At 31.9% G+C, this 23,527-nt stretch carries 24 protein-coding genes; 1 reads left to right on the forward strand and 23 read right to left on the reverse strand.

Translation table 11 applies throughout. The features are described from left to right. Window positions 1-36 precede the first annotated feature (36 nt). On the forward strand, window positions 37-906 hold the full coding sequence (locus EYZ66_RS11480; RefSeq protein WP_009576429.1) for a tyrosine-type recombinase/integrase: 870 nt from the start codon (window positions 37-39) through the stop codon (window positions 904-906). On the opposite strand, the gene EYZ66_RS11485 is transcribed toward EYZ66_RS11480, so the two are convergent. The 23 genes from EYZ66_RS11485 to EYZ66_RS11595 form a co-directional block, all read right to left on the reverse strand. After that, a complete protein-coding gene (locus EYZ66_RS11485; protein WP_009576430.1) occupies window positions 893-2,104 on the reverse strand; it encodes a DegT/DnrJ/EryC1/StrS family aminotransferase in 1,212 nt (403 codons plus the stop codon). The two genes, EYZ66_RS11480 and EYZ66_RS11485, sit on opposite strands and share 14 nt — an antisense overlap. A 56-nt stretch (window positions 2,105-2,160) precedes the next feature. Next, a complete protein-coding gene (locus EYZ66_RS11490; protein ID WP_009576431.1) occupies window positions 2,161-2,901 on the reverse strand; it encodes an SDR family NAD(P)-dependent oxidoreductase in 741 nt (246 codons plus the stop codon). 23 nt (window positions 2,902-2,924) lie between these two features. After that, window positions 2,925-3,560, reverse strand: a complete 636-nt coding sequence (locus EYZ66_RS11495) for an acetyltransferase (RefSeq protein ID WP_040816912.1) — start codon at window positions 3,558-3,560, stop codon at window positions 2,925-2,927. 12 nt (window positions 3,561-3,572) lie between these two features. Next, complete coding sequence (locus EYZ66_RS11500) at window positions 3,573-4,763, reverse strand: acyl-CoA reductase (RefSeq protein ID WP_009576432.1); 1,191 nt, start codon at window positions 4,761-4,763, stop codon at window positions 3,573-3,575. Window position 4,764: 1 nt separating this feature from the next. Further along, complete coding sequence (locus EYZ66_RS11505; protein ID WP_009576433.1) at window positions 4,765-5,847, reverse strand: LuxE/PaaK family acyltransferase; 1,083 nt, start codon at window positions 5,845-5,847, stop codon at window positions 4,765-4,767. A gap of 1 nt (window position 5,848) precedes the next feature. Next, a complete protein-coding gene (locus EYZ66_RS11510; RefSeq protein ID WP_158027010.1) occupies window positions 5,849-7,123 on the reverse strand; it encodes an AMP-binding protein in 1,275 nt (424 codons plus the stop codon). 43 nt (window positions 7,124-7,166) lie between these two features. Further along, complete coding sequence (locus EYZ66_RS11515; protein ID WP_009576435.1) at window positions 7,167-7,403, reverse strand: acyl carrier protein; 237 nt, start codon at window positions 7,401-7,403, stop codon at window positions 7,167-7,169. A 68-nt stretch (window positions 7,404-7,471) separates the two neighbouring features. Further along, window positions 7,472-8,068, reverse strand: coding sequence for a sugar transferase (locus EYZ66_RS11520; RefSeq protein ID WP_040816914.1), 597 nt, complete (start codon window positions 8,066-8,068; stop codon window positions 7,472-7,474). A 135-nt stretch (window positions 8,069-8,203) separates the two neighbouring features. After that, entirely contained in the window at window positions 8,204-8,743 is a 540-nt protein-coding gene (locus EYZ66_RS11525) for a glycosyltransferase family protein (protein ID WP_139042600.1), read from the reverse strand. Window positions 8,744-8,825: 82 nt separating this feature from the next. Next, window positions 8,826-10,052, reverse strand: a complete 1,227-nt coding sequence (locus EYZ66_RS11530) for a glycosyltransferase family 4 protein (RefSeq protein ID WP_009576437.1) — start codon at window positions 10,050-10,052, stop codon at window positions 8,826-8,828. Window position 10,053: 1 nt separating this feature from the next. Beyond that, window positions 10,054-10,911, reverse strand: coding sequence for a UDP-3-O-(3-hydroxymyristoyl)glucosamine N-acyltransferase (locus tag EYZ66_RS11535; RefSeq protein ID WP_009576438.1), 858 nt, complete (start codon window positions 10,909-10,911; stop codon window positions 10,054-10,056). Window positions 10,912-10,931: 20 nt separating this feature from the next. Further along, window positions 10,932-11,558, reverse strand: a complete 627-nt coding sequence (locus tag EYZ66_RS11540) for a PIG-L deacetylase family protein (RefSeq protein ID WP_040816919.1) — start codon at window positions 11,556-11,558, stop codon at window positions 10,932-10,934. Next, window positions 11,558-13,216 (reverse strand): asparagine synthase (glutamine-hydrolyzing), encoded by a 1,659-nt coding sequence (asnB, locus tag EYZ66_RS11545; protein WP_009576439.1) that lies wholly within the window; start codon window positions 13,214-13,216, stop codon window positions 11,558-11,560. The genes EYZ66_RS11540 and asnB overlap by 1 nt, the downstream gene beginning before the upstream one ends. Next, complete coding sequence (locus EYZ66_RS11550) at window positions 13,204-14,148, reverse strand: glycosyltransferase family protein (protein ID WP_160195678.1); 945 nt, start codon at window positions 14,146-14,148, stop codon at window positions 13,204-13,206. Before EYZ66_RS11550 ends, asnB begins: the two co-directional genes overlap by 13 nt. Before the next feature lie 1,398 nt (window positions 14,149-15,546). Then, on the reverse strand, window positions 15,547-16,635 hold the full coding sequence (locus EYZ66_RS11555; protein ID WP_050793438.1) for an N-acetyl sugar amidotransferase: 1,089 nt from the start codon (window positions 16,633-16,635) through the stop codon (window positions 15,547-15,549). A 10-nt stretch (window positions 16,636-16,645) separates the two neighbouring features. Further along, window positions 16,646-17,383, reverse strand: a complete 738-nt coding sequence (locus tag EYZ66_RS11560) for a HisA/HisF-related TIM barrel protein (RefSeq protein WP_040816922.1) — start codon at window positions 17,381-17,383, stop codon at window positions 16,646-16,648. Continuing rightward, window positions 17,374-17,949, reverse strand: a complete 576-nt coding sequence (hisH, locus tag EYZ66_RS11565; protein ID WP_040816924.1) for an imidazole glycerol phosphate synthase subunit HisH — start codon at window positions 17,947-17,949, stop codon at window positions 17,374-17,376. Before hisH ends, EYZ66_RS11560 begins: the two co-directional genes overlap by 10 nt. Next, on the reverse strand, window positions 17,933-18,949 hold the full coding sequence (locus tag EYZ66_RS11570; RefSeq protein WP_040816925.1) for an MATE family efflux transporter: 1,017 nt from the start codon (window positions 18,947-18,949) through the stop codon (window positions 17,933-17,935). The genes hisH and EYZ66_RS11570 overlap by 17 nt, the downstream gene beginning before the upstream one ends. Before the next feature lie 127 nt (window positions 18,950-19,076). After that, on the reverse strand, window positions 19,077-20,156 hold the full coding sequence (locus EYZ66_RS11575; protein WP_009576444.1) for a DegT/DnrJ/EryC1/StrS family aminotransferase: 1,080 nt from the start codon (window positions 20,154-20,156) through the stop codon (window positions 19,077-19,079). 20 nt (window positions 20,157-20,176) lie between these two features. After that, window positions 20,177-20,752 (reverse strand): acyltransferase, encoded by a 576-nt coding sequence (locus EYZ66_RS11580; protein WP_040816927.1) that lies wholly within the window; start codon window positions 20,750-20,752, stop codon window positions 20,177-20,179. Further along, window positions 20,739-21,695, reverse strand: a complete 957-nt coding sequence (locus EYZ66_RS11585; RefSeq protein ID WP_009576446.1) for a Gfo/Idh/MocA family protein — start codon at window positions 21,693-21,695, stop codon at window positions 20,739-20,741. Before EYZ66_RS11585 ends, EYZ66_RS11580 begins: the two co-directional genes overlap by 14 nt. Window positions 21,696-21,707: 12 nt before the next feature. Beyond that, window positions 21,708-22,982 (reverse strand): Vi polysaccharide biosynthesis UDP-N-acetylglucosamine C-6 dehydrogenase TviB, encoded by a 1,275-nt coding sequence (gene tviB / locus EYZ66_RS11590; RefSeq protein ID WP_009576447.1) that lies wholly within the window; start codon window positions 22,980-22,982, stop codon window positions 21,708-21,710. 39 nt (window positions 22,983-23,021) lie between these two features. After that, window positions 23,022-23,354, reverse strand: coding sequence for a MarR family EPS-associated transcriptional regulator (locus tag EYZ66_RS11595; RefSeq protein WP_009576448.1), 333 nt, complete (start codon window positions 23,352-23,354; stop codon window positions 23,022-23,024). Window positions 23,355-23,527 lie beyond the last annotated feature (173 nt).

Here is a 23,527-nt window from a genome sequence, read left to right on the forward strand (position 1 = left end):
TTTTATTGCTTTATATTATACATATTGGAGAATACCATGCTTGAAGAATTATTTGAAAAGTTTGATGGCGCTTTCGCAGAAAATACAATTCGCGCCTATAAATCAGATTTTAATCACTTCAACCAATGGTGCTTGCAAAACAATTTGGACACACTAAAAACCACCGGCGATGATTGGAAAGACTATATCGAATACTGTGCTGAAAACTTATCTACGGCCACCGTCAGACGCCGCATTGATTCACTATCAAGCATGTTCAAACTAGCCTCATTAGAATGCCACGCAGACCACCCAGAGGTTGTCTTAGCTCTTAAACGAATGCACCGCAAAAAAGGCCGAGCACAAAAACAAGCCGAACCATTAACTAAACATGTAAGAGATAAATTACTCGCTGTTTGTACTGATGACACGCGCGGAATGCGCAATAAAGTTCTACTTATGCTTGGCTATGAGACAATGCGCAGACGCTCGGAACTTTGCAACTTCAGGTTCGAAAACTTACAAATCATGCCAAACGGAAAAAAAGCCATTTTCATGACCAAATCAAAAACAGACCAATATGGCCAAGGAAAGCTGCTGCCTATATCCGATGAATTATTCGAATTAATTGGTGACTGGGAAAAAATCGTTGGCAGTGGTTATATACTTCGCGGCATCAACCAAAACCTTCAATTTACGAAGCAACTATCGCCGGCAACTATTAATAGAATCCTAAAACAACTCCAACAAGAAGCTGACTTAATACTCAATAAAGAGTTATCAGGACACTCATTTAGGGTTGGAAGAGCTTTAGATCTTCTTTTAGAAGGTGAACCATTTGAGAAGATAATGTTACGGGGTGGTTGGCGAAGTGAATCTACAACCATACGTTACCTAAGAGCTTGGCAAGAAATTAGCCAGGCTTAGAAGCCAAAGTCATGACTTCAGATAAAACATCACACGTCTTTTGAATTTCAGCCTCAGTCAATGTAGGGTGCACCAAGAACATCAATGAAGTTTCACCCAACTCTTTTGCCACAGGCAAGCGCTCTTTGGGGCGATAAGGGGTATTATCGAAAGCTTTTTCTAAGTAGACTTCTGAACAAGAACCAGAATAACATGGCACACCTCGAGAATTAATCGCGTCAATGATGCGGTCACGATTCCAACCAGTATTTAATTGACCTGGCCTAACAAAAACATAACATTTATATGCTGCGTGCTGACAAGCTGTGTCTAAACTGCATCCAGCACAGCTAGCGCATTTAAGATAGGGGACACGTAAAGCAAGGAATTTGGAGGCTGTTTCCCAAATTTTGATTTGGTTTTGTTGCCTTAATTTTGTCCAATCTGACATTCTATTTAATTGAATTCGACCTACAACAGCTTGAATTTCAGTCATTCGCCAATTAGTACCAAAACTTTCGTGCAGCCAACGAAATCCCGGTGGATGCTCACGCTCATAAACCGCTTCGTAACTTTTACCATGATCTTTATAAGACCACATTTTACGCCAAAGGAATTCATCATTTGTGGTAACCATGCCACCTTCTCCAGCGGTGGTCATAATTTTATCCTGGCAAAAACTCCACGCCCCGACATGACCTATAGAGCCTACAGACTTTCCTTTGTATTTCGCACCATGCGCTTGTGCACAATCCTCAATTACTGTAAGGCCATGTTCTTCAGCTAAGGCCATAATTGGATCCATATCCGCAGTCATCCCAGCGAGATGCACAACAATAACAGCTTTAGTTTTAGGGCTTATAACAGTAGTAATAGTTTCGGCACTAATATTTTGGGAATTAGCATCAATATCGGCAAAAACTGGGATTGCGCCTGCTGTAACGACAGAAGAAACAGAAGCTAAAAAGGTTCTAGGAGTGACAATTACTTCATCACCTTTACCAATATCTAAAACTTTCAGAGCAACATCTAGCGCAAGGGTTCCGTTACCAAGGGCAATAGCATATTTAGCATCAGACCAAGCGGCAAATTCTTTTTCAAATTCACGACATTCTTGTCCAGTCCAGTAGTTAACTTTATTTGATAATAGAGTTTGCTTGACAGCTTCAGCTTCTTCTTCAGTAAAACTAGGCCAGGGCGAAAATTGAGTATTTAACATTTACTAGATGCCTTTTGTCATATTGTAAAAATATAAATAGAATTAATATGGCAACACTAAATTAACATACCACCGTCGACACCTATTATTTGACCAGTCACATACGAAGACATGTCTGAACCTAAAAAAACAGCTAAAGATCCAACCTCTTCTTGTTGACCTATTCTTCCCATAGCAACAGAATTAACTCGATCTTGGAACATCTTGTCAGAGATAGATCTTGACATATCCGAATCTATGAAGCCAGGTGCTATTGCATTCACACGTATGTTCTTTTCGGCTAGTTCTTTAGCAAGGGATTTAGTTATACCAATAACAGCGGCTTTAGAACCACCGTAAACTGATTGTCCAGCATTTCCATTTGTACCAATAATTGACGACAAATTAATAATACTGCCAGAATTATTCTTTGACATAATACGCGAAGCGTATTGACACATAAAAATGATACTAAATGAGTTAATAGAGAAAGTATCAAAGATTTGCTTTTTGCTTACCATGCCAATTAAAGCATCGTCCAAAATACCAGCATTATTTACAAGCACATCTAATTTTTTTGATTTTTTTAAAAATTCTCTAAACGCTAATTTAACAGATTCAGGGTCAGAGACATCACAGATAAAAGGTTCGGCTTTACCGCCTTGAGAATGAATAAAAGTGACAACTTCATTTACCTTTTGTTCATTTCTTCCATTAACAAAAACAACCGCTCCATGTTCTGCAAAAAGAAGAGCTGTCGTGTAACCAATTCCACGAGTTGCACCCGTAACAATACAAACTTTATTATTTAAAAGCATTAGATATTCCTAAAAAATATAAATTATCGTATAAAGCGATTTTTAAGAACTGAATAATCACTTCTCAATGAAATAATTGATTTCTCTGCTGCATCACTCTTAACGTAAGAATGAGAGTCAACTATTGACATATACCCTAGGGTAACACCAGGGAATATTGTTGAGCGTGTTCCTAAAAAGCAGCAAGCGCCTACATGAGAACATCCATTTGCAGCACAGTATGGTGAGAAAACTGTATTATCTCCAATAACAGCTTCATGACCAACACTTGAATGTACATTTAAAACTACATTATCTCCTATTTGAGCAAACGCATTTACAATGGTGTAAGGCGCAATTATACAACCAACCCCAAGTTTTGCAGTCTTGGAGATAAATGCAGAAGGGTGAATATATGTATAGAATTTTGCACCTTTAGAAATTAACTTATCAAAAATCGTTTTTCTGTAGGAAACATTACCGATTGCAATAATAAAATAATCATCATCACTTGGAATATAATCGTCGAGTTTACCAAGATACGAAAGCTCGTTTTGTATTTTCTTATCGTCCAAAATTCCCTTTAATTTGAAATTCATTAAAAATGAACTATCACACAAAAGGTAATCAATCAACTCTAAACAAAAACCACCACCACCAACAATAATTAGATTGTTCATAAATTCAATTCTTTATCTATAATCGGCTCTAATTATTCGTGAAAAATAGACAAATAAATCTTTTCCATCCCAGACGTGATCAAAATCTAATGCCGAACCAATTTTACAAACTCGGTCAATTTGAGATTCATTAAATTGTAAACATAATGAATCAACTCTTGGTCTATCTAGGCCATACTGACTCAATGTCTGAGTTTTGGGGGAAGTAAAAGGAATCATTTCTGATAATTCGTTAATAAAGGTAACTAAAATCAAACCATTTCCAACATGAAACGACATGTGATCATTCGGTGTTGGCGAATTTATAAAAATAATTTTAGAAAAATCACGATTCAATAAATATAAATCATCAAATTCAACCGACATTGATGAAATTGAAACAAACTTATCCATTATTTCAGAATTATTGAGTTCCAAACCATAGTCAAGGCGATCATTTATATCAAGGAAAAAGCGAAAACTGGCTTGATCTCCAATCCAAAAAAGCCTCAGAGGAGAACTGCAAGCCTGCTGATTAAAAGTTTTAATATCATTTAAAAATGATTTGAAAATAATCTCCTTTTTGGCATCGTCAGCTTCATTAAAGGACGACTGATCAATAACACAAATTGATTCTCTATCAGGAAAATAAATATCTCTTGTATAGGACGGTGCTGATATTTTTCTTAAGTTTTTAATTGATTCATCGCCCCCCCAAAAAACACGCAAATGAGCAAGTTCAGAGAAAAATGTAGTTATTTGGTCATCACGTTCATAAGACAGCAACAATATTCTAGATACAACATTTTTATATCTTTCAATTAAAGACATTTTCTTGAAAATTGATATCATTATATTAATTTGTTCTGATTCTTTTGACGAAATCCTAACAATATTCATATTGCCCATTAAGAGTGATATAAATAATGAATATACAAAAATGGTATCAACATTACTTGGGCAAATATGGAAAACAGTACCCAAGGGAGACGAATTCTTACAGTATATTTTTTCAAAGTTTTTTACTTTTGATTTACGAAACCAATAAGCTAACGCCTGTAAATCTGGATATTTTCTAAATTCAATGCTTAATAGTTCTTTTGAAAATTCACAAATAAATTCTATAGTGGTAGGAGAAAATGGCTGTTCAACATTTCGATTAAGAGAATAACTTTTAAATTTATCTAAAGTTAAACGCTTATCCTGAATGAGCAATTTAATCAAGTTACACCTTCCTTGTATCACTACAGCCACGTAATTCAGCTTGCGGTAGACGACCATTTACTTTGAAATATTTTCCATTTAAACCACATGAGCAATCGTCCTCACCATACAAGACACCAACATCTTCAGTTAAAATAGAATTTCCTGGATAACTAGTTGGTAAAATACTTATAACTTGTATTAGCCCTTCTTTACCATGATCCAACACCGCGTAGTCAGATTTATCTCTTATTAAGATGTCAGAGTAATTGGACGCATGTAACATACCAGCAGAACACTCCATGAATACCGATCCAACTTGCTCAATCATTCCATAATAATTGTATACATATACTAACTTAAGCTGATCATTTAGTCGTTTTTTAAATGTCTCATTTGAAATATTAAGATCTACTAGTTTTTTCCACCCACCGCCATGAATCATTAATGAATCTGGATGAACTACAAAAGAAAAATCCAATTCTTCAAGTCTTTCAATAAGTTTGCTCCATATTAAAAAAGTAAATCCAAAGAAAAATATAGGCTCATCCTCATACTTTTTAATAAAGGCAATAAATTCCTCTACCTTTAGATCCAGATTTTGGTCAAGACAATAAAAATGGTCACGACCAAAAACAGAATAACCTATAATACCGGCAGCTCTAGCATTAAATTTAGTTCTATCTTGGAGCAATTCTTTACTATCAATAATACACATCGGAATGCGTTTGTTACCTATGAAAAAGCTTGAAATTTTATTCAATACTTTAGATTGTCTACTAGCAGTAGCTTTATTAAGATAAATTTTTGAAACTGATCCGGTTGTTCCACTAGAATTCAAAGTTTTAAAAAGATGCTCTTTAGAAATACTCAACAAATTATTGTTTTTAAATAGCCGTACCGGTAAATAGGGATACTCACTTAGTTCTACAAAATCTTCCCGATAGTCAAAAAACTCTACAAAACGTCGGTAACCTTCACAATTTATGGAATGATGGATATGTAAATCTCCCAAAATATCCAGTATAAAAGCCCTTTTCTCGGATTTATTTAGAGAATAAGGATTCTCAAAAAATAAATTATCTACTCTCTCATTAATATCCATTTTATTTTTTCAATGCCTTATAATCTTTTTTGCCATTATCATTAAGGGGGAAGGAATCTATCACGTAGAACTTTATATAATTTCCATTAATTTTAAAATTTTTTTGAATACAAATTGCGAGTTTCTGAAATTCATAAGACTTAATTGAAAAAACGTTTAAGAGATCTTCTTCACCATCAACCATAAAATCATCATGGAATAAATCTGATAAACGCATTTCTATTTCGTCTAAACTATATCTAAACCCTGCAATTTTGATATATCGCTTGGCTCTTCCTGTAATAAAGAAAAATCCATCTTTATCAACATAACCAAGATCCCCAGTTCTCAATTCAGACAAGCCTGTTAATGCAGCAAAGTCACTGAATTTTTCGATATAACCCATCATTACATTAGGTCCAGAGTAAATAATTTCAGATTCACTAGACAGCCTTAATTTTCCTCCCGGAATAGCAATCCCTATTGATAGCAATTTATCCATGAGCATATTAGGAGGCACATAACTTATTCTAGCTGTAGCTTCTGTTTGACCATACATAACAAAAAACTCTTTATTATAAGTCTCTGCATATTCCAAGATCTTCTTTTTAAATCTTTCTTTAAGATTACCACCCGCTTGGGTAATAAACCTTAATGAAGGGTATTTATTCTTATAAAATCCAGTTCTCAGCAAAGCTTCATGTAAAAAAGGTACGCCAGAAATATTAGTACAATTATTTGCTTGAAACATATCAATAAAATCTTTATCAAAAGGTGTTTTCTTAGTTATTACAACTGAAGCATTACAGTTTAAATGAGAATTTAGAATTGATAGCCCATAAGAATAGCTTAATGGCATTGAACAGAAACCTCTATCATTACAAGTTAGATTCAAGTAAACACTTATCGAATCTGCATTAGACTGAAGAGCTTCATACGATAATGCAACAAGTTTTGGTGAGCCTGTTGATCCAGAAGTAGAAAGCAGTAAGGCTACCTCTTGATTGGGTACTACCCTTTGATGATTCAATTCTAATATTCTATTTTTTGAAAAAATTGCCGAAGGATTATAGAGTTCAATATATTTTTTTAAATCTTCCTCCATAATATTTTCCGGCAAAAGCAAAGGAATAATTTTTAATTTTAAACACGCAATATAAGTAGCGACGCAATTAATAGAATTATCCATCACTATCAAAAAAATTGATCTCTTTTTAAAGTGGCTGAAACTTTCTGCAAATGTCGTAACTAAAATATTAAAACGTTCGAATGATAAACTGTCATCATCGGATATCAAAAAAACATCCGATGATGAGGAGATATTTTCCCAGAAGTACATATTAATCTAAATATTTCTGAACAATCTCTTTGGCTTTAGCAAATGTGCTCATTTCAATAACATCATCTGTATCAATCATAATATCAAATTCATCTTCAAGGCTTACTATCAATGACATATGGGCTACTGAATCCCACTGAGGTATTGATGCATACTGCAATGAATCCACAACCAAACTTTCTTCAATATTTAGCGTTTCTATAAAACATTTTTTTAAAGAACTTTCAAAAGTTGACATTTTACACTCCTTAAAGTCATATATTTACAACATTAAAAAATACAGTTAGAGTAAAAATCATTAACTAATTATGATTTATTAACCCCAGTAAACTTAGGCATTGTAGCCTCACCCGCTGCAGATATTCCTTCTCGCATAAGTACTTTTTTTATAGTTAAGAATAATATTTTAATATCTAACCATAAATTATGATTATCTACATACCATACATCAAGTTTAAACTTATCATCCCAACTAATAGCATTACGGCCATTAACCTGCGCCCAACCAGTTATACCCGGACGTACGTTATGTCTTCGCGCCTGTTCATCAGAATATATAGGCAAATATTCAACGAGCAATGGTCTTGGACCCACAAGGCTCATGTCGCCTTTAATTACATTATAAAGACCTGGCAATTCATCTAAACTTGTTGATCTCAAAAAACGGCCAAAGCGTGTTAATCGCTGATCGTCAGATAACGCGTTCCCATCTTTATCAGCAGCATCCAACATAGAACGGAATTTAAAAATCTTAAAAGGCCTTCCATTTAAACCCGGCCGTACTTGTGTAAAAAGTATAGGTGATCCAATGTTAAATTTTATTAAAATCCCAACCAGTAAAATAACTGGCCAAAACGCCATAAACGCTAAAAACGCAAAGAACATATCAAAGATTCGTTTCACGAAACTACTCCGGTAACCCAATCAAACAACTGATCCGCAAATAAATCACGATTAAATTGAATTTTTGCCAATTGCTTATCTCGCATACCCATTCTTTTTAATTCACGTCTATCATTTGCTGCTTATTCAAGAACATTAGCAAAAGCTGAAGGATTTTCTGGTATAATAGAGCAATCCACATTGCTCATGTTTGATAAAATCATCAAACAAACCGAGATAGTTGTTTAAGACTGGTAACTCGGAAGCAATATAATCAAAAAACTTATTTGGCGATGTAATATAATAAAAAACAGGTACATTTGCAAATAGCTGCAAACCAATATCAGCACCTGCCATTATACCGGCTAACGTTTTGTTATCTACTGGATCATGGGAAATAACATTATCAAGGCCAAGGCATCGAGTGAGTTTTTGCAAGCTGGGCTTCATTTTTCCTTGGCCTATTAGAATGATTTTTATAACTTCTCGCTTACACTTTTTTAACTCTAATGCTGAATTTAAAAACACATTAGCCATACCATGTGTACTAGTAAAAACCTCCATGAGATCATCTGGATTTACACCAGTAGGTCGCCAAGCTTTATCATAGTTTTCGAAAAATGAAATATCCCAGCCATTAGGAATAGCAATTATAAAATCAAATAGGCACTTCAAATTACCTTCAAAGAATTGCATAAACTGACTCAAACCCGACTTTAAGATAAATCTTGAATAATAATAGTTTCTGTTAAAAGCCATATCTAAATAAATCAGTTAACTATAAAGTCTCTAGCCGTTCAACCAATCTAAGTGCAAGCTTATCGAAGTCATGTTCTTTAATAAGGAAATTGTAACCAGCTTCACCAAACCTTTGAAGCTCAGCATCAGTTATTGAACAAATATATTTTAAAGCATGTATCATTGATGTTATAGAATCAGGCTTCACACAAATACCACCTCTTGATAATTCAACAGTATTACCTGGGGAATCAATTGCAAGAACAATTGCTTTCTTAGCCAACATATAATCAAATATTTTATTTGGGCTGACACCGTATTGATACAGTTCGGGCAAATTTTGCGACCCACAATAACATGCATCAGAATAACTTAATAAATGCAACACTTCACGCTTCGGAACTGCATCAAAAAAATATATATGCTCTGAATCAGACATTTTTTTTAAATTTTCTTCTAACTGCCCCTTTCCAATAAGAACAAATGCAACCGAACTGTTACTCGACATTTCATTTGCAGCTGTGACAAAAAGTTCTAACCCGTTCGGAACTCCCATACTGCCTGTATGCATAACAACACGTTTATATTTGGCACGAATAACCTTTAATTGTTTGTCTAAGCTACTATTGCGTGACCATTCAAAATCGTTAATATAACCATTTGGAATATATAAAAAATTATTCTTCCTTAATCCCTTTGCTTCCATATATAAATTAGCATTTTTGAGGGGCGATATAACTAAGTCTGAATATCTGTAACCCACACGCTCAATTAGAGCAAGTAAAATATATAATGGATGCCATTTTTTTAGCCCTAGCAACAAATTTAATGATAATGGCCATAAATCTCTAACTTCGAAGACTAATTTTGCGTTGTATTTTTTTGACCACTTTAAACAAGCAAAAAAATGAAAAGGGTGAACAGATGATATTATGATAACGTCTGGTGAACGTAACCCTAACTCCTCAACCAAATCATGCTGCCATACTCTAAAAGAATAAGTAAGCATATTTAAAATACGCTTCAAACCATTCCCAAGATAATTTGGTGTTTTGAACCATACGAACGGAACACCATCAATGATATCGTATACAACTGGATCACGTTGTGGGATTTGAGATTTTTCTTTATGTAGATGGTGAAAGGAAGCAGAAATGACTACTGGGGAATGGCCACACTTCTTAAGTGACTTAGTAAGATAATATGAACGACCATCTTTAGGGCTCCTAGAACTCCCAGCGTAATGATTATAATACCAAATAACCATTTTATTCAGGGCGCCTAATCAATCTCGCAGGAGTAGCTGCAACAACACAACCATTTTCTACATCTTTTAACACAACAGAACCCAATCCAACCATTGCATTTTCTCCAACTTTAACCTTCTGTATAATTGTTGCATTAGGAGCAACCCATGCGTTCCTGCCTATCTCAACGCCACCACTTAAACTAGAGCAAGCTATGATGAATGCGCCATTACGTATAATGCAGTTATGCGCTATATGAACTAAATTATCAATTTTAACATTATCTTCAATTAGAGTATTACCTAGCGTACCCCTAGCAATACAAGTATTAGAACCAACCTCAACATTATTACCAATATTAACACCGCCAAGATGTATAAATTTTATAGGCTTTCCATTAATTTCTCTTTCATAACCGAAGCCGTCACCACCAATACTTGTATTAGAACGAATTAAGCAATTCTCACCTATATAAGTACCTCTATTAATAACGACATTACTCTCAATAACAGTATTAGGTCCTACAAAAACCCCATTTTCTATAACAACATTTTCTCCAAGTTTAACACTCGAGTGAACTTGTGGTTTAGCATCATCTAATTGAAACCCAATCACAGAGTTAATTACTTCAAGCGCACGAATAAAATCAAAACGCGGATTAGGACTTAACAAAACATTCTGAGAAATACTATCTTGTGGAGCAATTAAAACCGCATCGTGAATATTTAAGTCAGTAGTTTTTGTAAACATTAGTGAATTTGATTCTGGAGAATTAGAGTTAGCCACTCCAAAAATCTTAAAACTACCATCGCCACAAAATGGTATGTTTAAAATTTGTGATAGCCATCCTAAAGTAATTGGTTTTTGAAAATTATACATATATATATTCCTTGATTAATCTATACAATTAATCTGATAACTTCAAAGCATTCGGCATATTCAGTGCCAATTTGGACACCACGAGTTCGAGCTAACGAGTTAATAAATTGACGGGATATGTAAGGCCTAGCACCTTGTGATTTATACTCACCAAGAGCCAATGCCTTAGCGCCAACATTATCTATATTTAATTTTACGAAACATGTAGAAGCAGATGTTAGGTTGTTCCATATCAATTCATAACCAAGTATTGATTTATGCTTAAATGCTCGAATAGCTTCCTCTGTAACGGTTTTATGGTCCTGATGGATATCATTGGTTGAAGGGGTAAGAATCAAATCATAATCTTTCTTATTTCTTAACACTATTAAATCATCAAGAATTTGCTGCCGATGACTGGGAAATGTTCTTACCCGGTATGATAAAACCGTAACATTTTCACTGTTAATCCCTAAAGCAGCAGTGGCATTAATGACTTCTGTCCGTAAAACATTTATATCAAATCCAACCGGAACAGAATCTTCGGCTGCAGAAAAAGCAACATAATCAACAGAACAACCTTGTGAAATGAACTTATTTATTGTTCCACCAGCACCTAATTCACCATCATCTGTATGAGGAGCTAAAACTAAAATATTTTTAAACATTAAGAATCCTTCAATTCATTAATATACCATAAACATGATAAAATTATTGACCAGTCCTTTAGCTGATTGGTATGACTAACGTAGTTTGATAAAAAACTTGGTAAATATTGTTTATTAGAGGAAATGTATTTATTAACAAATAAAATATTTGAATCATTTTCAAAGTAATCAGATGTATCAAAACCACGCTTGAAAATATTCCAAATTATTTTACTACTGATTTGACCATTGAACATTTTTCGCAAAATATATTTTGTGAATCCAAATCTGATAAAATTAGATTTGTTTTTTGAATTAACATAATCAACAAGCCGATAATCTAAAAATGGCAACCTTGTTTCAATACTAAAAGCCATAGAATTTCGATCTTCATAACGTAGGAGTGTTGGCAAACTTGTATATGTTAAATCCTGTAAAGATAAATTATTAATAGAGGAAAAGTCATATTGAAATTTACGCGGAGAAGATTTTTTTCTTAAAAACTTTTTTTTAATCAGTTCAAAATCGTAACCATTAAAAAGAATCTCGTAGAATACATTAAATAAACTAAAAACAGAAAACCTATTAAAATATAAATATTTCTTATAACCACAAAAAAGCTCATCGGCACCCTGCCCACCGAGCATTACAGTAATCTTTTGCTCATTAGCTTTTTGAAAAACTAAATATTGCGCGACAATAGAAGTACCTAAAAATGGTGCTTCTTGCACATCAATAACATCATTTACTAAGTCAAGAAAAGATTTATTTGAATTTTTGGGTTCAACGTTTATTAAATCAAGACCACATTTATCAGAATGTCGTTTAGCATTGAAATACTCACTTTGTTTATCTTTACTACCAAAACAAAAAGCTTTTAATTTAGTATCTATAGATTTTGAAGTAACAAATGAAATTATAGATGAATCCACACCACCTGACTGTGATATACCGATAGCTCTATCAGCAATCAATCTAGTGTTAACAGAATCTATTAAAATATCACGTAATTCGGAAAAATCCTCATTATAAAATGTACATTTATTTATTTGATAGTAAAAATTAGTTTCTAATTTATTATCAAATAACCTAGATACAGATCCCGGTTTAACAGGAAATACATTTTGATACGGTGAATGATTAAACTCATCATAGAATCCGTTTTCAATACCAAATGATACATATTCATCATTAATATCTAAATCAAGATGTTTTGCTATAAGTTTTGCAGAAGATGAAATTATAAATTTTGATTTATACTTATAATAATAAAGTGGCTTAATACCATATCTATCTCTTATAAAATAAACATTATTATCTAGAATGTTGAAAAAAACAATTGCAAACATGCCATTGAATTCTTCAACAATCTTAGGGCCATATTTTCGGATTAATTTATAAATAACAACAGTGTCTGAAGATGTTTGATCAATTTCGTATTTTTTGATTAAGTCCTTAAAGTTATAAATTGAACCATTAAAAAGTAGAAAGTTATGGCCATCATCAGTATATGGCTGATTAGAATTATCAGATAAGTCAAAAATTTTTAATCTAGTATGATATGCTTGTAAATCTTCATTAAAAAAATGACCACTTGCATCTGGACCACGTCTCTTAAGAAAACGATCACAAATATCTAAATCTAAATTTATGTTTATTGAAAAAACTAATCCACACATAATTGTTCTTCAAACCTATATTTATTTTTATTATCAATACTAAATACTGCAGAGTCCAAATTGTTTATTTCATCTATTACAGTATTAATAGATTTACTATCAAGTTCAGTAAAAAAAACATTCTCGATGTTAAAATTCTTGACAACATCAATTTTTGAAGAAATTATTAATTTATTCATATAATAATATTCAAAGATTTTTACCGGTAATGCATCATGTGCAATCAATGAAAGTTTAGGAATACAAAAACCAACATCAAACAAATCAAAATATTCTTTTGCTTCATCAAGACAAATATCATTTACATAAATAATATTAGGAGGTAAATTTTTAACCATATGTTTAATTGAATCATCGTTAATACTACCAATTAAATAAAGTTTTTCACTTCTATTTTTAAAAACATCAATCAGCAAATCAATTGAACGCGTTTTTGTAAGTGTCCCAAAATAGCCAAAAGATTTTTGGCGATTTTTATAGTTTATATATTGATTTTCATCAATTAGAATATCCTGTGAGGGCAAATTATATACAAGCTGAGCATCATATTTATTACACACACAAAGAGAAGGCGAAATGATTTTTAATTTAAAAAAAATTCTGCAACTTTTTAGGCAAATCATATACACAAAACTAACAAATTTCCTTAAAAATCTTGGAATGTAATTTTTGATAAGTATATCTTTTTCAACATCTTCGTGAGAGTCAAAAACAAAATTTTTATAACCTAAAAAAAACAAAAAAGGTAGTAAAAGTAATAGAATAGGGTCATGTAGAATAATTACATAATCTTTATTTAATTTTTTTAGTATTTTTATCAAATTAAACATTTTAAATTTGTCACTGCAAACACGTAGGCGACTGTAATCAAAATTATCATTAGGTGGTTTGTCACATGTAACATAAATAGCTTCTTTTGAATTTTTTTCCAAAAACAATTGCCACCGAAAATAAACGCGCGTATCATAAAATTTATGCAAGATACTTAAATTGATAAATCCATGATCCGAAACAGAAAATTCAGCAACTCTATATTTTTTATTCTTGCAGTTATGCAATTCTGGATATCTCCTTTCGTTTCTAATTCAAATATTATATCAAATTTGTTATTAATTGCATTTATTTTTTTTAGTATTACACATAAAAATAAAAAATTGATTTTTGATTATTTCTATTTTTCTTTTCTATTATACATGGGCCTTATTTCTTTAATCTTTAATGAGAAAAACCAGATTGAAACATATTTTTATTACCTTGTGTTTGTTTTTTTATTTTCAATAATATTTGCTATTGAAAAAAGGAGTTTAAACTCTAATGACGTATTTGTTTTTATAATAATATTTTTAGTAAATATTTTATTTATGTTTTCAGAGAAAACATTGATATATAGAGAAATACTTTATTTTAATTTCGAGTCAGCGACATATTCCAAACCACTAACTTTATATTTTTCTATTTCTTCTATAATTTTTGCATTTAGTTTGAACAATTTTAAAGAAATAAAATACAAGGTTACATTTTCTTTATTGTTACTTTTTAGTATATATTTAGCAATTATGGCCGGCGGAAGGGCTGAATTCCTTTCTCTTTTTCTAATATTGATTTACATCTTTAGAAGTAAATTCATATATATACAATTTTTTTTACCGGTTTTAATATTATTTTTTTATTATAATGTTGAGTTACTCGAGAGTTTTAATTCTTTATACAGAATTTTCAATTCATTTGATATAACAAATAAATCAAATTTATCAATGCGTGACGAATTGTTATTTATTTTTGTTAACAATATTGATATTGATTGTATAGTTTTCGGCTGCGGAATAAACTCTTTTCAAGAATTGAACAATCTAAATATTGGACTTTATCCACACAATTTAATTCTTGAATTAATTTATAGTGTAGGAATATTTGGTCTAATTTTATTTACATTTATTTTTTATAAAAGCTATAAGAAAATAGGGCAATTAGAAAAAAATATATTAGTATTTATCACAATTGTTTCATTTATATCAGGTCAGCTCATTACAAACTTTTTGATGTTTTATTTATTAAACAATAACAAAAAATCTTAATGAAATTTTTTATTTATATTTATTTTTTTAAGATTAATAATTTTTATATATATCATGATATTTTAAAAATTCTAGTGAATAACGCTCTTAAGAATGTAACCATTTTTTTGCAACAAAGCCAATTATTTTATATAGAATTTTTTGTTTCTTTGTATATAAATTTAATAAAAATATAAAAAATCTTACTCTATTTATATTTCAGAATGAATTAGGCAGGGAGATTGATAACTTATTTAAAAATTTACTAATTAATCATTAGTGATAAGTCTTAAGATTTATAAACCTTGTTATCAATTTTGAAAAATAAACCAATATTTTTCTTAAATTATCCCAATTATTATAATTTGAATAATGATTCAATTTTGTAGGATCTTCATAAGAAATTAGTTCTGCATATGAAATCTCAAGTTTTTTTGCTACGTAATTTCGTAATGAATATTCTAGTTTTTCATCAAGAGGTTGATTTTTAAGCTTTTCAATAAAAGTTTCTCGATTTCCTTGGTTTGATAATATGAGACTTGAATAATGAAGTTTCCTTTTATCGAATCCATACTTATTAATTAAATATATATTTTGAAAATAAGAAGTAAATAATGATTCACCGTGTTTATATTCATACTCCTCATAATCAAACTCATCCTTCAATATAGAAATAGCATCATTTTTATTGTAAAAAGAAAAATTTAGTGGACATATTACTGTAGTTCTATTTATAAAAGGAATTTTTATATAGTATTCAAAAAAACTCATAAATTTATAACCTTTTATAGAACCATTTCCATGTCTTTTAAATACATCTTTCAAAATTAAAGCATCCATTGATGAGTGCTGCCATGATGGAACACTTACACCCTCAGTTGTAAAATTAGAGCCATTCAAAATATATTTTATTTTATATTTATGTATACATTTATATAACAATGAAAAAAATATATGATCTTGTATTGAGTCTTGATTCGCTAAATTTGATTTAAGCATTGCTAAATGCATATTTTTTACAGATGACCACGGCACAACATGTGTAATTAAATCAAAATTCGTATTTTCAATTATTTTTTTTATATTTGAAACTGCAGTCTTACTATTCCATCCAGTGTCAACATGCACTAAAAGTGGATTTAAATTATATAATTTACATAAATAAACAAGGTAAGAACTATCAACACCACCACTTAAACCAACTATACAATCATATTTATTATTACTCTTTAATGATTCAAAGAATTCTTTTTCTTTATTAAAGTGTTTGCTATTTTTATAACCTTCTTCATCTTTTTTAAATTTTTTACAATGATTGCAAACGCCATATTCGTCAATGATTATACCAGGATCACTATCATCCATTACACATACATTACAAATCAATTTTCCATCCTTTTCTAAAGTGTTCCAATTGCGAATTACTTAAATAACTAGGAAGTATACCTTTTTGACTTCCTTTAAAAGTGAACAGAGCGCCACAAGACACATTATCAATATATGTATCAATTTCTTTCAAATTATCAATACATGAAATACCACCAGAATAAATTATATTTTTCTTTTTTATCTCATCCGAAAAATATAATAATATATCTCTATCAAAACCTGTTAATGTTCCTTCCTTTTTTATTACTTTTAGTACATATTCAGAACATTCAACAGAATTAATAATTTCTTTAATTTTTAACAATGAATTATTATAAGTATCTTTAAATTTTTTAAAAAAATTAATTTTTATATCGAATCCAATTACTAAGCTTTGTAATCCATAGTTTTCTCTAACAAAGTTCAGCAAATGAAAATTATTTTGGTTTGTAATTTTAATTTTATCGAATCCAATTTCAAACAATGTTCTAATTTTCTCTAAGCTATCAATATTTCCTGAATAACAAAGTGGACATCTTGATATAGAGCTTAATTGTGTAAGAAAATGTATATAATGTTCAGTAAATGCAATATCATTTAATTGTGTAATACATATTTCATCTACAGAATAATCATTGTAGATCTTTACAATGTTAAGAGGGCAACCAATATATTCATGGTTTTTAAATTTTTCCCCCTTTACACAGTCATAATCTTTAAGCAAAATTTCAATATTTATTCGCATAACTTTAACATTTCATCAAAAAATCGCATACCATCAATTCCACTTCTTTCTGGATGAAATTGTATACCGATTTTATACTTGTCTTTTACAACTGAACAAAACTTTTCATTTTTAAATATTGAAGATAAATAGCAAAATTTTGATACCATATAATATCCATGAACAAAATAAAACCGCTCATTATATATATCATTATATATATTTTTATTATTATAATTCCAACCAACATTCAACTTCTTATCTTTAAATCTTTTTACCTCACCACTTATTAACCCTAATCCAAATTCAGTCCCCTCTTCACTTTTGTCTAGTAAAACTTGAGCACCTAAGCAAATACCTATTAATCTTAATTTATCGTTTTCGCAATTTTTAAATTTATAATAAATACTTGTTTTCTTTAAATTCTTTACTAAAGCATCAAAACTTCCAATACCAGGTAATATGTAGATATCAGAATAAGAAATTTCATTGATTTCATCTATTATCTCAAAATCTCTGTTTATTGATTCGAGTAAAGATGCTATTGTTTTATAATTACCAATACCACAATCAATTATTTTTATCATTAAGATAAAGCCTTAAACAGGTTAATGTTAAAATCAAATACATAGCTAAACTGAAATTACTGTAATTTATTACGAATTCAATATATTCAACTGATATTAAGCAAATTATCAATATTCCAACTAAATTGATTATTTGCCAGGTCAAGTCTATATGATTTTTCTTATAGTGAAAAAGTATAAATGAAATTGTTGAAGCAATTAACTTTAGCGAAACAAAAAGAGACATTATATTTATCAGTTCAGAAACACCCGCCCAAGATTGTCCCAAGAAATAGCTAAGAATTTTATCGTCAATATTTTTCATTATTAAAAATAGCATAAGACTCAAAAAAATTAATATTTTTAATATTAAATTTGATTCTTTTTTATCGTTTTTCGTTAATGATGCTCTTAAATATTCACCAATGCTTTTTGAAACTAAACCGATTGGTGTATATGATATTCTTGTTGCCATTGTAAATAATCCCAACATAATTGGACTAAATTTATTTTCAATGAATATGATCGGTATATATGCAGAAAATGAACCGGTTAACTCTGCTGGACAAGTATAAACTATATATCTTTTATATTTTTTTAAATATATTTTCAACTTCTTTAACGTAAATTTGTTAAATTTTAACTTTTGATTCTTTTTATAGAAGGCATATATTAATAAATTTATAAATATATTTGAAATTACAATCAAAAATACATCATTTTTTAATTTCAATAAAATCAATGGTATAATTAAGTTTAGTAAAGCTTGTATAAATCTTATTTTGTTTAAGCTTTTTATTTCATTTTCTAATACAAGTTTTATTATTTCAAAATTTACTAGCTGCACTGATAATGCCAATAAAATTGATAAAATATATTCTTTATTATTTATTATTATACTTATCGCTAATAAAAAAAATGTCAAAAATAATATTACTATTAGTAAAAATGCATTATTTCTTTTTCTTAAAATGCTTTTTTTTTCGTACAAAGATAAATCAAGTTTTAACGTATTAAACATCGATATAATTACACTTAATGCAATTATTTTTGCATATATTCCAAATTTTTCGGGACCGAGAATGTTCCCAAATATTAGGAATGCGAGGATATTTATCCCATGACATATTATTACTACTGAAGAGAATCTAATTATATTTAACATCGAGATATGGATGCATTGGTAAACTTAATACAGTATCGGATAATTTTGTAGCTACAGGGAAGTCTTCATCAGTATAATTTAGATGTCTAAATGCTGTTTGTTGATGCATACACGTACCATAATAAATCATGGTCGGTACTCCTTTGGCTTTAAATTCAGCCATTACTTGGTCTCTGTCATCTACTTGCAAAGTGTATTGCGCCCAAGAACTCAAATAATTTCTTGGAATAGTAGGTATATTATAGAGATTACTCAATTCTTCGTTGTAGTGTTGAGCCACCTTATTTCGAGCCTTTAATTCTGAAGGAAATGCCTCCAATTTTTCTAACAGTATTGCCGCCTGGATAGTGTCAAGTCTTGAGTTCATACCAATTCTAACGTTATCGTACTTATCTTTTCCTTTACCATGCACACGATAAGAAATTAGCAGTTCAGCAAACTCATCATTATCAGTAAAAACTGCACCACCGTCTCCGTAGCAACCTAAAGGTTTCGCTGGAAAAAAGCTTGTTGTAGATATATCACCAAAGGAACCCGCCCTCTTTCCATTAATTTCCCCTCCGAAACCTTGAGCAGCGTCTTCAATAATTTTCAAATCGTATTTGTCTGCTATCTTTCGTAGAGCGGGATAATTAGCTGGCAGACCAAATAAATCAACAGCAATAATCGCTTTTGGTCTGAGTTTTCCCTCATTTATGACGTGTTGAATTCTTTTTTCTAAATCTTGAGGGCAAATATTAAATGTATCTTTATTGGAATCAACAAATATTGGAGTTGCTCCTTCAAAAGCTATTGCTTCTGCCGTTGCAAAGAATGTAAACGTTGGACAAAAAACAGCATCCCCTTGTTTGACATCAAGCACCATAAGAGCAAGCGTTAATGCATCTGTTCCGTTAGCGCAACTTACAGTATTTTTTACACCCACATACTCCGACAGTTTCGACTCTAATTCCTCTACCTCAGGGCCCATGATATATTGACCATGGTCTAACACCGCTTGAATGCGAGCATCGATTTTTTCTTTTAAGTACTGATATTGCGCAGCTAAATCTATAAATTGCATTTTATATCTACTTCTCCAAATTATTTAATTGAAACAAAACCATTTTCTAACTGGTATTGCTCACCTGTGTATTCACACCTTGCAATACCACTTCCCTCTAGCGGTAGTTTTAGTTGTTCGCCGTATATGCTTATCCAGCCAATTTGTTTGGCCGGTACGCCCACCATAAGCGCAAATGGTTTTACATCTTTATTAATTACTGCACCAGCCCCCACAAGAGCATATTCCCCAATAGTCACACCACAGACTATGGTGCAATTCGCGCCTAATGTTGCACCTCGTTTCACTAAAGTGTCACGGTATTCTGTCTTTCGTTCAATGAATGAACGTGGATTATAGACGTTGGTAAATACCATGCTTGGTCCACAAAATACGTCATCTTCAAGGTAAACATTGTCATAAACTGATACATTATTTTGTATTTTACATTTATCACCTATGATGACTTTATTTCCTACAAAAACGTTTTGACCAAGTGATACCCCTCTACCTATTCTTGCTCCACCGCAAACGTGAACAAAGTGCCAAATTTTACTTTCATCTCCGATTTCGGCACCATCATCAACCACTGCAGTCTCATGTTTATAAAAGTTCATTTTTTTTCTTTTTTAAATAGGGATGTGCGCATGAGAGATCACGACTCAACGAAGCCGTTCTGATTTTCTCTACTGTCTCAATTGCTGTTCTATTATCGTCAATTCCATAGCCATTATTATCGAGAATTCTTTGATAACTTTGCGTATGGAGATCAGTAAAACCTCCTGAAAACTCTAACTCTTCCCCTTCAACAAGGATACTGCGGTAGGTTGATTTTTCCCCATGAACGGCATTATCAGGTAGATAATCTGCATCTATTGACAAGAACCATCTAACTCGGGCTCTTTTATATTCAAGGTAACCTGCTGTGGTTTTTTCATCACGATAATGCACTTCATTTTTTACAATATCACCAAAAATGAAATGTAACATGTCGTAAAAATGGACCCCAATATTTGTCGCAACACCTCCAGATTTATGGTCGAATCCTTTCCATGACTTCATGTACCATTTCCCTCTAGATGTTAAATAGGTAAGGTCTACATCAAAAACTTTATCTTCTGGCGCTTCAGCCACTTTATCTCTTAAAGCTATAATTGATGGATGTAGTCGAAGCTGAAGAATTGAATTAACTTTTGCGCCATACTTTTCTTCATATACTGCCAAAATATCTAAATCTTCTGAAGAAAGAACGAGTGGTTTTTCGCAAATTACATCAATACCTTTTTTTAGCGCAAACTTCATATGTGGTGCATGCAAATAATTAGGGGAACAAATAGACACATAATCTAATTTCTCCCCTTTCAGTGTCTGATCCTCTACAAAGGCTTCAAATTCTTCAAACTCTGTAAAGAATTCCGCATCAGGAAAATGACTGTCCATAATACCAACAGAGTCATTGATATCCATTGCCACCACTAGATCATTCCCCGTTTCTTTGATGGCTTTTAAATGCCTTGGCGCTATGTAACCAGACGCCCCAATCAAAGCAAATTTTTTCATAATTAACCCTTATTACAACCTGATATCTGAAGCACCAATAGGTAAAACATATTTCACGTCATACAAGACATGATTCTTCTTACCTAATTTACGAATTTTTTGTTCTCCCCATGACTTATAATCACTGTGATCTACGGCAAGAACAATCGCATCATAAATCCCATCTACAAGTTCTGAAATTAGAGATAAATTATATTCATGCTTCACTTCCTTTGGATCAGCCCAATGATCATAAACATCGACATTCATATTAAAACTTTTAAGCTCATCAACCATATCAATAATTTTTGTATTACGAACATCTGGGCAATCGCCTTTGAAAGTAAAGCCAAGAACCAATACACGAGCCTCATCGATGTGAATTTTTCTTTTCGCTACCGCTTTCACTAATTGAGTTGCGGTATATTGACCCATTCCGTCATTAATTCTACGACCTGCCAAAATAACCTCAGGTTGATAACCAACTTCTTTCGCTTTGTAGGTCAAATAATAAGGATCTACTGAAATGCAATGGCCGCCAACTAACCCTGGTTTAAATGGTAGAAAGTTCCACTTTGTACCCGCCGCATCCAATACCTCTTGAGTATCGATACCAAGGATATTAAAAATTTTTGCAAACTCGTTAATAATCGCGATATTTAAATCACGTTGAGTATTTTCAATAACTTTCGCTGCCTCAGCTACTTTTATGGAGGAAGCTTTATGAGTTCCAGCCAGAATGATAGATCTGTATAGCTCGTCGATTAAAATAGAAATTTCAGGCGTTGAACCGCTTGTTATTTTTTTAATTTTTGTAAGTGTATTTACTTTATCGCCAGGATTAATTCTTTCGGGACTATAACCTGCATAGAAATCAACGTTAAATCTTAATCCAGATTCTTTTTCAATAATTGGGATGCAAACTTCTTCTGTTGCTCCAGGATAAACAGTTGACTCATAAACAACCACATCCCCTTGTTTTATAACAGCCGCCAACATTGAAGACGCTTTTCTTAATGGCGTTAAATCTGGAGCATTATTTTCATCTATGGGCGTAGGCACTGTAACGATGTAAAAATTTGCTTCAGTTAAGTCTTCAACGACTGAACTAAATTTCAATCCCCCTGATGCCAACAACTCTTCTGATGAAACCTCTAAAGTAAAATCATTGCCAGCCTCTAATTCAGAAATTCTTTTGGTATTAATATCAAATCCGATGACATTTCGATGTTTACCAAACTCAACAGCTAGTGGTAGCCCCACATAACCCAAACCAATGATGGCTAATTTTGCGTTTTTTAATTCCAATTTACTTTCCCATTGTAATGTTAAATTTGATATGACCCATTATCGCGCGCCGGACTCTTCCACTTCGGCCTGCAAAAGGTCGATTTCGAGTTTGAGCGCTTCATATTCATTTTGCTTCCGTTTTAGAAAACGCAAGGTCATCGCCGTTTTTTCTGCAACGCCCTTGGGCGTCAGCAAATAAACGTAAGCCCTTTTGTCCTGGCTTCGTGCAAAGTTGCTCATTTTGATCCACCCAACATCAGCTAACGCTTTCAGGCAATAATTGATACTACCTAATGAAACACCCAACTCGTCGGCGAGCTGGCGCTGCGAGAGCTCTGGATTGTCAGACAGCTGCCGAAGCAGCTTAAGTTTGAGTTCGTCTTGGCTCATGTGGGTTCTTGTATCGATGGTGTGGGTAGCGTCTGGTTCCTGCTATCTACCGGACGGATGAAGCTTGGCGTTTCAGGCGACGAAAAGTGTTCCAGGTACGGGTGGCCGGCGTGAATTTAATTTCCTGGCTTGCTGATCATAAGAGCCCTTATCACCACCCAGCAACGCATTCC

This window comes from Aequoribacter fuscus (assembly GCF_009910365.1).
Classification (GTDB): Bacteria; Pseudomonadota; Gammaproteobacteria; order Pseudomonadales; family Halieaceae; genus Aequoribacter; species Aequoribacter fuscus.